The sequence below is a fragment of the Mycobacterium sp. genome (genome assembly GCF_035653355.1).
Classification (GTDB): Bacteria; Actinomycetota; Actinomycetes; order Mycobacteriales; family Mycobacteriaceae; genus Mycobacterium.
In genome coordinates this window covers 1-14932 of the sequence record NZ_DASRBZ010000269.1, presented here as the reverse complement: position 1 = coordinate 14932, position 14932 = coordinate 1, and the positions used below count along the sequence as shown (strand labels likewise).

Here is a 14932-nt window from a genome sequence, read left to right as displayed (position 1 = left end):
CTCGACAAGGAGGCGGGATTCGCACTGTCCGACCGGCTTTCGCGACATTTCGGGGTTTTCCGCGAAGCGCAGGCGGGATAAGATGTCAGCTTCGACCCGATCGTGTGCAAAGGCATGCAGCTGCCCGCCGAAGGCCAACCGCCGCTGGTCGTCACCCGCCAGTACCGGGCGGCGCACAACATCGGCCATTTCCGGTTCGTGGAGTGCAGCCGCCTGCGCGACGGCCACCCCGACGGCGACCTGACACCCTATGACCCGGTGTTCTTCCCGTTCGACCCCGACCTGCACGATGCAGCGGATCTAGGGCGCCGACCGGTGGACCGCCGCGACGACGGGCCCGACGTCGAAGAGCGCTACGTCGTCACACCGGGCGGCGCGGTGGAGGTGACGCTGACGACGCGACCGGACCGCCTGACCCGCACGTTCCAGTTGACCCGCCACGACCTCGCGAGTGCGTGAGCGCGCGGCGCCTGCCCGGTCGTGCGGCGGCGCTGATCGTCGGCGCATTGCCCGCGTTGGCATTTCCGGCGCCGTCGTGGTGGTGGCTGGCCTGGGTTGGGCTGGTCCCGCTGCTGCTGCTGGTGCGTGCGGCGCCGACGGCGTCCGACGCCGCGGTGCGGGCGTGGTGCGGTCTCGCCGGCTTTGTGCTGGTTACGCAGTATTGGCTGCTGCCCTTTGCTGGCCCTCTGCTGCTGGTCCTGGCTGCGGTGATCGGAGCCTTGTGGCTGCCGTGGGGCTGGTTCGCACACCGCCTGCTCTCAGGTGCGGTGACGACGCGTCGGCTGCTGGCGGCCATGATCGTGTCGCCCAGCGCCTGGGTGTCGGCTGAGGCGGTGCGGTCCTGGCCCAGTTTGGGTGGCCCGTGGGCCGCTCTGGGCGCCTCGCAGTGGAACCAGCCCGTCACACTCGCGTCGGCGGCGCTGGGCGGGGTGTGGCTGACCAGTTTCCTGATCGTCGCGGTGAACACCGGAATCGTCGGCGCGATGCTGGCCCGCGGGGTCGCGGTGCGAGTGAGCTGCCTGGCGATCGCCCTGGCCTGCGCCGGACTGGGACCGGCCTGGTTCGGGTGGGGCCCGGCGCCTGCAGCAGGGTCGACGGTGCGGGTGGCGCTGGTCCAGCCCGGAGTCATCGACGACGCCGCAGCGCGGGAGGCCGCCGGCAAAGCGCTCACCGCCACGTTGGTGGGGCAACGCATAGACCTGGTGCTGTGGGGCGAGAGCAGCGTCGGACTGGATCCGGCCGGCCACCCCGACGACGTGCGGCAGCTGGCGGACCTTTCCAGAAAAGTCGGTGCGGACTTGCTGGTCAACGTCGACGCGCCCGCCCCGGACGGGAAAATCCACAAGTCGTCGATGCTCCTCGGACCGGATGGCCCCCGAGGCACCTACCGCAAGACCCGGCTGGTGCCGTTCGGCGAGTACGTGCCGCTGCGCCCACTGCTCGGCTGGCTCACCCGCTACACCAAGGCCGCGGGGCAGGACCGGGGCCGCGGGAGCGGACCCGTGGTGCTGTACGCGGGCTCGCTCGCCATCGGGCCGTTGATCAGTTTCGAGGCGCTGTTTCCCGATCTTCCCCGCCGGGAGGTGCAACGCGGCGCTCAGTTGCTGGCGTATCAGACGTCGACGTCGACTTTTCAGGGAAGTTGGGCCCAGCCGCAGCTGGCCAGCGCGATCGCGGTCCGTGCCGCTGAGGTCGGCCACCCGGCGGCGCATGCCGGGTTATCCGGGGACAGCGCGGCATTCGATGCCCGCGGCCGCAACCTTGCCTGGTGTCCTTCGGATTACCGTGGCGTGCGCGTCGTAGACGTCCCGTTGGGCTTGCAGGTCACCGTGTACCAGCGGCTGGGTGAATGGGTGCTCGTGCTGGCGTTCTCGACTCTCGGTGCCGCCGGTATCTGGGCCGTGCGGTCCCGCCTGCGCCCGAATTACGGCGTGGTGTGAACGATCAGTACGTCGGTTTTGGCCCGCCGCGAAACGTTGGCCGGCACGGAGCCCAGCAGCCGGCCCGCGATGGTGTTCAAGCCGACGTTACCGACGACCAGGAGATCGGCGTCGACCTCCTCGGCCAGTCCGACCAGCGCGTCGACGGGTGCACCGACGACCGCCCGTTCTTCGACGTCCTTCGCGCCGGCGGCCTTGGCGCGGTCCCGCGCTTCACGCAAAATCGAGTAGATCGGACCGGTTCCCGACACCTTGTAGCTCTCGTCCTTCAACGCGTCCGCGGCCCGAGGATCGTCTGGTTGGGGCAAGTACGCCGACGCGACGATCAACTTCGCGTTCGCCCCCGCGATGTGGCCTGCCCGGTCCACCGCGCGCAGCGACGAGTCCGAGCCGTCGGTTCCTACCACCACGGTCCGATAGGCGCTCATTTACCCTCCCAGGTGTCGGTTGCTACGCCAACCCAAGACAGTAACGCGTTGCCGGATACGGGTGGGTCGGATTTGCGACACAGTCAGCGCCGGCGGCCACCCGAGTGAGCCCAATTCAGGGCGCCTGGCTCACCGGCGCTGCCGTCGATCGATTCGAGTTACCGCGGAAAGCGTTGTGCTGCAAACGGTTAGCATGCTAGCGGCGCGGGCGGCAAGTTTGTGCACTCCAGAGTGGACGATATGGGGTGGTTGAGCCGCACCGGCGGCGGTAATCAGGTTCACCACATGAGCCCTACAGTGACAACCATCATGTCCGTGTCGACAGCTGAGCAGCCCGCCGAGACAGCGGTCGCCGGCCCGCCTGTGCCTTCACGCCGTCGCGGCAGGCTGTTCGACCCCTTGGTGATCGCTGCGCTGGCTACCGTCATCAGCGCTGCGGGCGCAAGTCGGCCGTCGCTGTGGTTCGACGAGGGAGCCACCATCTCGGCGTCGGCGAGCCGTTCACTATCGGAACTGTGGCGGCTGCTGGGCCGCATCGACGCCGTGCACGGCCTCTACTACCTGGTGATGCACGGCTGGTTCACCGTGTTTCCCGCGACCGAGTTCTGGTCGCGCGTGCCCAGCAGTCTGGCCATCGGTGCAGCCGCGGCAGGTGTCGTGGTGTTCACCAAGCAGTTCTGTCCGCGCACGACCGCGGTGTGCGCCGGTGCGATGTTCGCGATTCTGCCGCGGGTGACCTGGGCCGGAGTCGAGGCCCGCTCGTATGCGTTTTCCGCGGCCGCCGCGGTCTGGCTAACTGTGCTGCTGGTTGTTTCGGTACGGCGCAACCGGCCGTGGCTGTGGCTGCTGTACGCGCTGGGGCTAGCGCTGTCGGTGTTGCTCAACATCTACCAAGTGCTCCTGGTGCCGGCTTATGCGGCGATGCTGCCGCTGACCACCCGCAGGAGATCTGCCGCCGTCTGGTGGACTCTTACATCGGCAGTCGTGGTGGGCGCCTTGACACCGTTCATGCTGTTCGCCCACGGCCAGCGGTATCAGGTGTCCTGGATCTTTCCGATCAACTGGCACAACGTCATTGATGTAGCGCAGCATCAGTACTTCGACAACAGCGTTCCGTTCGCGGTGCTCGCGGCGGCGGTGATCGCGGTCGCGATCGCGCTTCGGGTAAGCGGGAAGCGTCGCCCGGCCGCCCAGACACGCGCGCTGTTGCTGATATGTGCGGCGTGGATGGCGATCCCCACCGCTGTCAGCCTGATCTATTCGGCGATCAGCGAGCCGATGTATTACGCGCGCTATCTGTTCTTCACCGCACCGGCGATGGCCGTCGTCTTGGCGGTGTGCGTAGTCACGATCACCACCAAGCCGTGGGCCGTCACCGGCGTATTGATCGTGTTCGCGGTCGCCGCTTTCCCGAATTACCTGTTGTCGCAACGTGGCCCGTATGCCAAAGAAGGCTGGGACTACAGCCAGGTGGCCGACGTCGTCACCGCGCGTGCAACGCCGGGCGACTGCCTACTGGTCGACAACACCGTGTTCTGGGCACCCGGGCCGATCCGCGCACTGCTGGCCACCCGGCCAAACGCTTTCAAACCACTGGTCGACGTGGGACGCGGCGCCCGCGGGCCAGACCGCGGCTGGCTGTGGGACGGCCACGTCGCGGTGTGGCTGGTCACCGACAAGCTCCGCAAATGCACCACGGTGTGGACGATCACCAACCACGACACGACACTGCCCAACCATCAGATCGGGCAATCGCTGCCACCGGGACCGGTTTTCGGGCGCGCGCCGGCGTATCAATTCCCCCGCAAGCTCGGCTTCCGCATTGTCGAGCGCTGGCAACTCCACCGCACCCAGGTGCTGAAGTCGACACGCTGATTGTATTGCGCCGCAACATAAATTGGGACGACTTATCTGGAGCCGGTTTCCTGTTCGCTGGAAGGGCCTGTCTCGCAGGGCTGTCCGCGGGTAGCGCGGTAGGACGCAGCGACACCGACCGCGGCCAGCACGGTGAAGACCGTGAACAGCCAGCGGGCCGACATCACGGCGCCGCCGTTGGCCCCGTTGACCAGCACACCGGCCAAACCGGCACCCACCGCAGCGGAGATCAGCTGCACGATGTTGATCCCGGCGGCCGCTGCGCCACGTTCAGCCGGGTCGTCGACACAGCCCATCGCCCAGGCCGACAGGTGCGGCCACGCGACGCCGATCCCGGTTCCCGCCACCAGTAAGCCCACCACCCACACCGCGACCACCCCGACTGGTGCGTCGTCGAACTGGGTGACGGCACCGAGCGCCAACCCGACCGCCATCACCGCGGGTGCGGCTGTGACCACACGCGCGATGAGGCGCGGGTTGCTCAATGACGCGCTGACCAACTCGCTGACCGTCCAGCCGACGGCCAGCGCCGCACCGAGGAAGCCGGCCACCACCGGGGACAAATGCGCCAGCCGTTGGCCGAAGAGCGGCACATACGTGTCGACCATCGCGGTGGCCAACAGCAGCGCCTGCGTCAGGTAAATCCATTTCAATGGCCCGGGACCAAAAGCGCTGGGCGGCAATGCCGATGACGACAGCCGCCGGTCGACAAGCGCAAACACCACGACCAGAAGCGCGCCGGCCGCCAGCAGCACTGCGGTCGCGCGGAAGTTGTGCGGCAACTCGGCGACGCTAACTGCCAACGCGGCAGTGCCCAGCAGCAGCAACGGCCACACCGGGACCTTCGTCGCGGACACCTCGCTGCGGTCGATTCGACCCGCGGCCAGCACCAGCGGTACCAGCAGGGCTATAGCGGCGGTGAGGACCGCCACCGCGCCAAATGCCCACCGCCACAGCCCGAATTGCGCGAACAAGCCGCCCACCGCGGGTCCGACGACTGTGGCGACTCCCCACATCACCGACACCAGCGCTGATGCTCTGGTCCAAAGCGCTTGTGGCAATGCGGAATTGATGACCGCGTAGCCGAGGCCGGCCAACAGACCACCGGCCCCGCCCTGCAGAGTGCGGCCTGCCAGGAGAATCTCCATGCTCGGCGAGGCCGCGCACACCAGGCTGCCGAGGGCGAACACCGCCAGCCCCAGCAGGTAGGACGACCGCGCCCCGATACGCAGCAGCACCACGTTGACCGTCGTGGCCGCAACCACCGATCCGACCAGATACAGCGTCGTCACCCAGGCGTACAGCCGCTCGCCGCCGATGTCGGCGACCGTGCTGGGCAGCAGGCTGATCGTGAGGAATTCGTTGATGGCATACAGCGCCACCCCACCGGCCAGCAGGGTCGATGTCCCCAGATACCGGCGGCCCAGCAGCGCACGCCAACTGCCGGCGGTGCCGGTTGCGACCGGTGAGCTCACTTGATGCCGGCGGCATCCATGGCGCGCAGTTCCTTCTTCAGGTCGGCGATCTCGTCGCGGAACCGCGCCGCCAGCTCGAACTGCAAATCCCGCGCCGCAGCCATCATTTGGTCGGTGAGATCCTTGATTAGATCAGCCAATTCAGCGCGCGGCATGTTGGCGGTGTCGCGGCCTTCGAAAATTCCCGCGCTGACCGCCCGTCCCGGCTCGCCCTGAGCCCGTCGGCCGCGTGACACGCTGCGCCCGGAACCGATCTCGACGGTCTCGCTGTCGTCGGCTTCGGTGTAAACCCGATCGAGGATGTCGGCGATCTTCTTGCGCAATGGCGTTGGGTCAATACCGTTGGCCTCGTTGTAGGCGATCTGCTTGGCGCGCCGCCGTTCGGTTTCGTCGATCGCTTCTCTCATCGAGTCGGTGATGGTGTCGGCGTAGAGATGCACCTCACCGGACACATTGCGGGCGGCGCGCCCAATGGTCTGGATCAGGCTGCGCGTCGACCGCAGAAACCCTTCCTTGTCGGCGTCGAGGATCGACACCAGTGACACCTCCGGCAAGTCCAGGCCCTCCCGCAGCAGGTTGATGCCGACCAGCACATCGAATTCGCCGAGGCGCAGCTGCCGCAGCAACTCGACCCGGCGCAGCGTGTCGACCTCGGAGTGCAGGTAGCGCACCCGGATGCCCATCTCGAGCAGGTAGTCGGTGAGGTCTTCGGCCATCTTCTTGGTCAGTGTCGTCACCAGCACCCGCTCGTCGGCGTCGGCGCGTTTGCGGATCTCCCCGATCAGGTCGTCGATCTGACCCTTCGTCGGCTTGACAACGACCTTGGGGTCCACTAGCCCGGTAGGCCGGATCACCTGCTCCACGAACTCGCCGCCGGTCCGGCTGAGCTCGTAGGGACCCGGGGTGGCGGACAGGTACACCGTCTGCCCGATCCGGGACGCGAACTCCTCCCACGTGAGCGGCCGGTTGTCGCACGCCGACGGCAACCGGAACCCGTATTCCACCAGGTTGCGCTTCCGGGACATGTCGCCCTCGTACATTCCGCCGATCTGCGGCACGGTCACATGCGACTCGTCGATGACGAGCAGGAAGTCCTCCGGGAAGTAGTCGAGTAGCGTGGCCGGTGGCGAACCCGGGCCCCGCCCGTCGATGTGGCGTGAGTAGTTCTCTATCCCGGAGCAGAACCCCACCTGGCGCATCATCTCGATGTCGTAGGTGGTCCGCATCCGCAGCCGCTGAGCTTCCAGCAGTTTGCCTTGGCCCTCGAGTTCGGCCAGCCGCTCGGCCAGCTCCTCCTCGATGGTCGAGATGGCGTGCGCCATGCGCTCCGGCCCGGCCACGTAGTGGGTGGCGGGGAAGATCCGCAGCGAGTCGACCCTGCGGATCACCTCACCGGTCAACGGGTGCAGGTAGTACAGCGCTTCGATTTCGTCGCCGAAATACTCGATGCGGACGGCCAGCTCCTCATACGAGGGGATGATCTCGACGGTGTCGCCGCGCACCCGGAACGAGCCGCGGGTGAAGGACAAATCGTTGCGGGTGTACTGCACGTCGACCAGCAGCCGCAGCAGCGCGTCGCGGGGCACTTCCTCGCCCACCTTCAGCTCGACCGAGCGGTCCAGATAGGACTGCGGCGTGCCCAGGCCGTAGATACACGACACCGAGGCCACCACCACCACATCGCGCCGTGAAAGCAGCGCCGACGTCGCCGAATGCCGCAGCCGCTCCACGTCGTCGTTGATGGAGCTGTCCTTTTCGATGTAAGTGTCCGTCTGAGCGATGTACGCCTCGGGCTGGTAGTAGTCGTAGTACGACACGAAGTATTCAACCGCGTTGTGCGGCAACATCTCCCGCAGCTCGTTGGCCATTTGTGCGGCCAGCGTTTTGTTCGGCTCCATCACCAAAGTGGGCCGCTGCAGGCGTTCGATGAGCCACGCGGTGGTCGCCGACTTGCCGGTACCGGTGGCGCCCAGCAGCACCACATCCTTCTCCCCCGTCTTGATGCGCCGCTCCAGCTCGTCGATGGCGGCGGGCTGGTCACCGGCCGGCGCGTACGGGCTGACGACCTCGAAGCGGCCGCCGGTGCGTACCAACCCTTCCACGGCCTCTCCGGCCGGTCGGTACTCCGAGTGCGCGACCACGGGGTGCTCGGTAGCGAAAGCCATGTCGTCCAGACTAGGCGCGCCCACCGACAACCTGTTATCCCTGGTGGCGGCTCCATACCCGGGTGGCCGGGTCGCATTGGATCAGGTGGCCGTCGTCGGACATCGACATCGCGAACACCGGGATGTTGGGCTCGTCGCACGAGGTGCCGATGGAATGAACCCCGGCCGTCACCGGCGCCTTGTCCCAGGTGTTGCCTTCGCAGACGACTTGCTCGTTGGCGGTGGAGTCGTAGGCGATCTTGTCGGCGTCGTTGCATGACCCGCCCAGGACGGGCACCGGCGAGGATGCCCCTGACGTAACGGGGGTGGCAGTCACTTTCGCAGGCTCGGCCACGGCAACGCTCGGCGGCACAATGCCGACACGGGTCGCGGTCACCGGAATCCGGAGCGTCGCCCCTTGCGCACCGCAGTCGCCGCTCTGCACGGTTTGGATCTGCACTCCGCGCAGGGTGCCGTCGGCCTGCGGTGTCAACGACCACACCACCGTCTCGTCCTGTGTGGACGCCAACGTTCGGTGCGCTTGCCGGCACTGCACCTGCACCTGTCTGGGCTCCCCTTGCCAATGTCCGTCGACGAAATGCAAAACGCCGGTATTGCCGCTACCGGTTGTCTTCGCCACTTGATGATTGCTGTTGTCCAGCTTGGTGCCGGTAGCGGCGCATCCGCTCGCAGTGCATGACGAACGAAAGGCCCACCAGCTTGTCTGGGCGCCGTCGTTGGCGATGACCCCGCTAGACGTCTGCTTTGCGCGGTCGTAGTCCAGCCGATAGGTGCCGTCGAGCACCGGCTTGGCGATATTCGGACTCGAGTTTCCGGCCGAGTGGTTGGACGATGTGGGATGCAGCCGCGGCGGGGGCGCCGCGTTCGCTGACGGTTTGTCCTCCCAGAAGAGATATGAAGTCACCCAAGTTATCGCCAACGCGACAAACGCCAGCAGAAAGGCGGCGATAGCGATCTTGCTCTTCAGCGAGAACTCGCCGGCGCGACGGCCACCGTTCGAGGTGCCCGCGACCTGCTCACGGAATGCGGCGGCGAAATCACGGCATCGATCGAACCGCGAGTCGGGTTCCTTCGCGAGAGCTTTCAGCAACACATCATCCAGGTGCGCCAAATCCGGACGGTGATCGCTGAGCCGCGGCGGTGGGGCGTTGAGGTGCATGCTGATGGCCTCAACCGGGTTGGCATGCTGGTACGGCGTTGCCCCGGTCAACAGGTGAAAAGCCGTGGCGGCCAAGGCGTATTGGTCGGCCCGCCCGTCCATTTTGCGACCCAGCAACTGTTCGGGCGCGGCGTAGGCGACCGTTCCCACCGCCACATTGGTGGCGGTAATCCCACTGATGTCTGCAAGCTGACGCGCTACTCCGAAGTCCGCCAGCAGTATTCGCCGTTCCCCTGCTTCGGGATGGGTGAGCAGGATGTTGGCGGGTTTGACATCGCGATGGAGCAGCCCACGCTGATGGGCGTAGTCAAGTGCGCCGGCGACAGCGGTGACGATCTCGCAAACTTCATGTTGTGGCATGCCTTTGCGGTAGCGCTCTTTGATGAGTCGGGCTGCGTCGGTGCCCTCGACGTAGTCCATCGCGATCCACAGCTGACCATCGAACTCGCCGCGATCGTGGACCGCGACAATGTGCGGATGCCAAAGCGTCGCGGCCAGGTCGGCTTCGCGGTTGAATCTCTCCCGAAATTCGCCGTCGGCCGTCATTTCCTTGGCGAGCACTTTGAGCGCATCGCGACGCGGCAACCGTGGGTGCTTGGCCAGGTAGACGTCGGCCATCCCACCAGAACCCAACGGACGCAGCACGGTGTAGCCCGCAAAAGCTGTGCGGCTGGAAACCATTGACCGGCGCGGATTTCCGTTGCCCTTTGGCCCGCCCGCCTTCGCACTCGGGCTGGATCGGATCAGCGGCACGCGGTGGAGGAGTTGGGTGACCGCCATGTTCGGAAGCGAGTGGTAGCCGCGCCGCAGTGCCTCCTTGGCCTGGCGCGGGTCGGTCACGAGTCGGCGGCTGACCTCCCAGCGTCGCGTGGCGCCCATCGCCTCATCCATCTGCCGTTGCTCCCCTATTGCTCCGCAAGACCTGAGGTTGAGATGTGACGCGCGTAACTGCCTTTCGGCTCCCGCAGCCGCACACGGCAGGTTGCTCCGTCGACGCCATGAAAGTGGCATTCCTTTCTCAGGCAGTTATTGCGGTGCTGCATTCGTACCGAGAGCCGCCACAGCGCACGCTTTTCAGGCGTTTCGGTTACCCCCTTGGCATGATGCCTGCCGATGCGGCGGCCCGGGGCCAATGGTGGTTATGAAACAGCTGTGAATCACGAATCCGGGATGAACCGGTGAGAACGACTTTGACGAAACATAGCGAAGACATAGGTGATTCACAGCTGCGTCGCTTGATTTCGCTGTGCGGCAACCGATACTGGACGTCGTGAGTCGACCAGTCCCGCCTGTGCTGACAATTCGCCACGACGGGACTCAACGGACTTTCGCGCCAGGCCACGACGTCGTCATCGGACGGGACCTGCGTGCCGACATCCGCATCGCCGACCCGCGGATTTCCCGTGCGCATCTGATCCTGCGCTTCGACCAGGACAGGTGGTTGGCCATCGACAACGGTTCCGTGAACGGCACCTACGTCAACGGCTACCGAACGCCGGTGATCGACATCCGTGATGGCCAAAGCATCAACATCGGCAATGCCGGTGGGCCGCAACTGACTTTTCAGCTCGAACGGCAGCCGCAGCAGGTTGGCCGACCACCGGCACCGGCATCGGTGGATGAGAATCAGCCGCCCACCGTCTCGTGGTCGACGCGGCGAGAGCCCGCCCAGCCCTCCCAATTGCCACGGCGACCTCTGCAGGCCGGCTCGAGGCCCGGCCCACCACTACGACGCCATCCCCCGTCGTATCCGAGTAACGAGTCACCACCGCCGCCCCGGACACCGAGGTACCCGAGCGGCGTCCAGCACCCATCGCCGGATTCGGCGCCGCCCGACGAGCTGACCGTGGTCGACGCGGCCTGGGCGGCCTCGCCCGACTCGCCGGCACCCACGGAGATGACCGTGGTCGACGCCGCATCGGGCGACGTGACCAATCTCGCCACGAGGTTCGTCAAATTCCTGTCGCAGCGATCGGTCCCGGCCAAACGGGCTGGCACGGTGACGATCGGTCGCGCCAACGACAACGACATCGTGATCCCCGATGTGCTGGCCTCCCGTCATCACGCGACGCTGGTTTTGACCCCGCTCGGCGCCGAAATCCAAGACCGCAGCGTCAACGGGACGTTCGTCAACGGCACCCGGGTCGGGTCGGCGATCTTGACCGAAGGCGACGTGGTCACCATCGGCAACGTCGACCTGGTGTTTCGCGGTGGCGTACTGGTGCGCCGCAGCGAAACCGAAGCCGCCAGCAACACCGGCGGTCTCGAGGTGCGCAACGTCAAGTTCACCGTCGACGGCGGCAAGCAACTGCTCGACGACATCTCGCTGATCGCCCGGCCCGGGACGCTCACCGCCATCATCGGCGGGTCGGGTGCGGGCAAGACCACACTGGCGAAACTGATCGCGGGCTACGCGCGGCCCAGCTCCGGCTCGGTCACCTTCGAAGGGCATGACATCCACGCCGAATACGCGTCGCTGCGCAGCCGGATCGGGATGGTGCCCCAAGACGACGTCGTGCACCGCCAGCTCACGGTGAACCAGGCGCTGGGGTACGCCGCCGAACTGCGATTGCCGCCCGACACCAGCAAAGCCGACCGGCAAAAGGTCGTCGCCCAGGTGCTCGAAGAACTCGATTTGACCAAGCACGCCGACACCCGCGTGGACAAGTTGTCCGGCGGCCAGCGCAAACGTGCCTCGGTCGCACTGGAACTGCTCACCGGACCGTCGCTGCTGCTCCTCGACGAGCCGACCTCCGGTTTGGACCCGGCGCTCGACTGCCAAGTGATGACGATGCTGCGTCAGCTGGCCGACGCCGGCCGCGTCGTGGTAGTGGTGACGCACATGCTGAGCTACCTGGATATCTGCGACCAGGTGCTGCTGGTGGCGCCCGGCGGCAAGACCGCATTCTGCGGGCGGCCCGCCCAGATCGGCGAGGCGATGGGAACCACCAACTGGGCGGAGATCTTCACCAAGGTGGGCGCCGATCCGGAGGCAGCCAACCGCCGCTTCCTCGAGCAGCACCGCCAGCCACTGCCTCCTCAGACCGAGAAGCCAGCCGATCTCGGCGAACCGGTCCATACCAGCGTGTGGCGTCAGCTCTCCACGATCATGCGGCGCCAGGTTCGACTGGTCGTCGCCGACCGCGCCTACTTCATATTCCTGGCCCTGCTGCCGTTCATCCTTGGTGCGCTGTCACTGACGGTTCCCGGCTCGAACGGATTCCACGTCGCCGATCCGCGAAGCGACGCACCCGACGAGGCCGCGCAGATCCTGGTCCTGTTGAACATCGCCGCGGTGTTCATGGGCACGGCGTTGACGATTCGCGACCTGATCGGTGAACGTCCTATCTTCCAGCGCGAACAGGCGGTCGGCCTGTCCACCACTGCCTACCTGCTCGCCAAGACCGGGGTGTTTTGTGCGTTCGCGATCGTGCAGTCCGTCATCGCGACTGCGATCGTCATTGCCGGCAAAGGCGCGCCGACCCGGGGCGCCCTGCTACTCGGCAATCCCACGCTTGAGCTGTTCGTGACCGTCGCGGCGACTTGTGTGGCCTCGGCCATCCTGGGCCTGGCGCTGTCGGCGTTGGTGCGCTCCAGCGAGCAGATTATGCCGCTGCTGGTGGTGTCGATCATGGCGCAGCTGGTGCTTTCCGGCGGGCTGGTTCCGGTCACCGGCCGGCTGTTGCTCGACCAGCTGTCCTGGGCGATGCCCTCGCGGTGGGGTTACGCCGCGGCGGCGTCGACCATCGACTTGCGGCATCTGGTCCCGGGTTCCCTGATCCCCAAGGACCGGTTCTGGTTGCACACTTCGAAGACCTGGTTGTTCGACGTCGCCATGCTGGCCGGGTTGTCGGTCTTCTACGCCGGCTTTGTCCGTTGGAAAATCCGGCTGCACCGCTAGGTCGGATTGCGCGGCTCCTCCTCATCGCGCTACGCGCTCTGCATCGGTCGCCGCTGGGTCGGATTGCGCGGCTCCTCCTCATCGCGCTACGCGCTCTGCATCGGTCGCCGCGCGGGTCGGATTGCGCGGGTAAGCTGACGCTATCCATCACCCCAAGCACGAAACGTTCGACCTAGTCGCCCACACCAACACCGACCCGAAGGGCATCGTGCGGGCCGTCGACGAGTACACGCTTCGGCCCTGGGGACTCTACATGGCGCGACCCACCCCGGGCCGAGCCCAATTCCATTACCTCGAGTCGTGGCTGCTGCCGTCGCTGGGCTTGCGCGCCAACATTTTTCACTTCAACCCCGGCCACGAACGCGACCACGACTACTACCTCGACATCGGTGAATACATTCCCGGTCCGACGGTGTGGCGTTCGGAAGACCACTACCTCGACCTGGAACTCTGCACCGGCCGCGACGTCAACCTGGCCGACGTCGGTGAACTGCTGGACGCTGTTCGCTATGGGCTGCTGACCTCGAAGACCGCCGAGCGCGCGGTGCACCGCGCCGTCGACACCGTCGACGGGCTGTCCCGGCACGGATATGACCTGCGGCGCTGGCTGGCCGGCAAGGGGATCGAGCTCACTTGGCGCGGTGCGTAGTACACGACCGAGGCGGGTAACAGGTGGTCATGGTGTCGGACATCGAGCTTCCGAGCGGGGTGCGCGCCGCTCTGCACGAGGAGCCGGTGCCCGACTGGCGAGCCCCCATGCTGGCCACCCTGACCGAGCGACGGTTTTCCGATCCCCGGTGGATATTCGAGCGCAAGTTCGACGGTGAACGGTGTCTGGCGTATCGCAACGGTGACCGGGTGCGGCTGCGGTCGCGCAACCGTCAGCCGCTCGACGGAACGTACCCAGAGTTGGTAGACGCGCTTGCTTCGCAACCCGTTTCCCGGTTCGTCGTGGATGGCGAGGTGGTAGCGTTCGATGGGCGGCGCACCAGCTTCGCCCGTCTGCAAGGCCGGCTGGGCATCACCAACCCTAAACAGGCACGGGCAACGGGTATCCCGGTGTTCTACTACATCTTCGACCTACTGCACCTGGACGGGCGGTGCACGACCGAGTTACCACTGCTGTGGCGTAAGCGGCTGCTGCGCAAGGTCGTTCAATTCAGCGATCCGCTGCGATACACACCCCACCGGGTCGAGCACGGCGACGCAGCGTACCGCGCCGCGTGCGCCCGCGGTGACGAGGGCGTGATCGCCAAACTGGCCGACGCGCCCTACGAGGGCCGCCGATCGGCGAACTGGCTGAAGTTCAAATGCGTCCGCGACCAGGAGTTTGTCATCGGCGGCTACACCGCCCCCAAAGGCAGCCGGGTGGGGCTCGGCGCGCTTCTCGTTGGCTACTACGACGGCACTGACCTGGTCTACGCCGGCAAGGTCGGAACTGGATTCGACGAGGCCACTTTGCGCAGCCTGCACGCGCAACTATCGGGCATGGAGCAGAATGCGTGTCCGTTTACCCGCGGACAGGTCCGCGAGTCCGGAACCCAATGGGTGCGGCCCGAACTGGTTGCCCAGGTCGGGTTCTCCGAATGGACGCGCGACGGCAAACTGCGCCATCCGCGCTACACCGGGCTGCGCACCGACAAGGATCCGCGTGACGTCGTACGCGAGACACGCTGATGCCTCGAATCAAGGTGGAGATCAGCCATCCGGACCGGGTCTTGTTTCCCGGCCACTCCTCTCGAAAGGGAATCACCAAGGGCGAGCTGGTGGATTACTACGCTGCCGTGGCCGAGGCGATGTTGCCGCACCTCGACGGCCGGCCACTGACCCTGCAGCGGTTCCCGCGGGGCATCGACGAGCCGGGGTTCATCCAGCAGGATTTCGCCGATGCGATGCCGGACTGGATGGAGTTCGCCGAAGTCGCCAAGGAAGGCGGCACCGTCGTGCACCCGGTGGCCCAGCGCCGCGACGCGCTGGTGTGGTTGGCCA

Annotated in this window: 9 protein-coding genes and 2 pseudogenes; 7 read left to right on the top strand and 4 right to left on the bottom strand. The window is 66.3% G+C overall.

All coding sequences use genetic code 11. The annotated features are described in order from the left end of the window. A pseudogene (locus tag VFA16_RS09220) lies at positions 1-459 on the top strand (Hsp70 family protein); the annotation flags it as partial. After that, positions 456-1940: an apolipoprotein N-acyltransferase gene (lnt, locus tag VFA16_RS09215; RefSeq protein ID WP_324967517.1), complete on the top strand. Its 1485-nt coding sequence runs from the start codon at positions 456-458 to the stop codon at positions 1938-1940. The pseudogene VFA16_RS09220 and the gene lnt, both read left to right, overlap by 4 nt. On the opposite strand, the gene VFA16_RS09210 is transcribed toward lnt, so the two are convergent. Then, on the bottom strand, positions 1925-2368 hold the full coding sequence (locus VFA16_RS09210; protein ID WP_324967516.1) for a universal stress protein: 444 nt from the start codon (positions 2366-2368) through the stop codon (positions 1925-1927). The two genes, lnt and VFA16_RS09210, sit on opposite strands and share 16 nt — an antisense overlap. A 285-nt stretch (positions 2369-2653) precedes the next feature. On the opposite strand from VFA16_RS09210, the gene VFA16_RS09205 reads away from it, so the two are divergent. Further along, positions 2654-4243 (top strand): glycosyltransferase family 39 protein, encoded by a 1590-nt coding sequence (locus VFA16_RS09205; protein ID WP_414687675.1) that lies wholly within the window; start codon positions 2654-2656, stop codon positions 4241-4243. A gap of 32 nt (positions 4244-4275) precedes the next feature. On the opposite strand, the gene VFA16_RS09200 is transcribed toward VFA16_RS09205, so the two are convergent. The 3 genes from VFA16_RS09200 to VFA16_RS09190 are packed head-to-tail and all read right to left on the bottom strand — an operon-like array spanning position 4276 to position 9933. Further along, positions 4276-5718, bottom strand: coding sequence for an MFS transporter (locus VFA16_RS09200; protein ID WP_324967514.1), 1443 nt, complete (start codon positions 5716-5718; stop codon positions 4276-4278). Continuing rightward, on the bottom strand, positions 5715-7883 hold the full coding sequence (gene uvrB, locus VFA16_RS09195; RefSeq protein ID WP_324967513.1) for an excinuclease ABC subunit UvrB: 2169 nt from the start codon (positions 7881-7883) through the stop codon (positions 5715-5717). The genes VFA16_RS09200 and uvrB overlap by 4 nt, the downstream gene beginning before the upstream one ends. A gap of 34 nt (positions 7884-7917) precedes the next feature. Beyond that, positions 7918-9933: a serine/threonine-protein kinase gene (locus VFA16_RS09190; protein ID WP_324967512.1), complete on the bottom strand. Its 2016-nt coding sequence runs from the start codon at positions 9931-9933 to the stop codon at positions 7918-7920. Between the two features lie 379 nt (positions 9934-10312). Here VFA16_RS09190 and VFA16_RS09185 point away from each other — a divergent pair, with 379 nt between their 5' ends. The 4 genes and pseudogenes from VFA16_RS09185 to VFA16_RS09170 all read left to right on the top strand — a co-directional run. Next, on the top strand, positions 10313-12943 hold the full coding sequence (locus tag VFA16_RS09185) for an FHA domain-containing protein (protein ID WP_324967511.1): 2631 nt from the start codon (positions 10313-10315) through the stop codon (positions 12941-12943). A 208-nt stretch (positions 12944-13151) separates the two neighbouring features. Next, entirely contained in the window at positions 13152-13592 is a 441-nt protein-coding gene (locus tag VFA16_RS09180) for a DUF402 domain-containing protein (RefSeq protein WP_324967510.1), read from the top strand. A gap of 29 nt (positions 13593-13621) precedes the next feature. Beyond that, on the top strand, positions 13622-14620 hold the full coding sequence (gene ligD, locus VFA16_RS09175) for a non-homologous end-joining DNA ligase (protein WP_324967509.1): 999 nt from the start codon (positions 13622-13624) through the stop codon (positions 14618-14620). Further along, positions 14620-14932, top strand: a pseudogene (locus VFA16_RS09170) (ATP-dependent DNA ligase); the annotation flags it as partial. The gene ligD and the pseudogene VFA16_RS09170, both read left to right, overlap by 1 nt.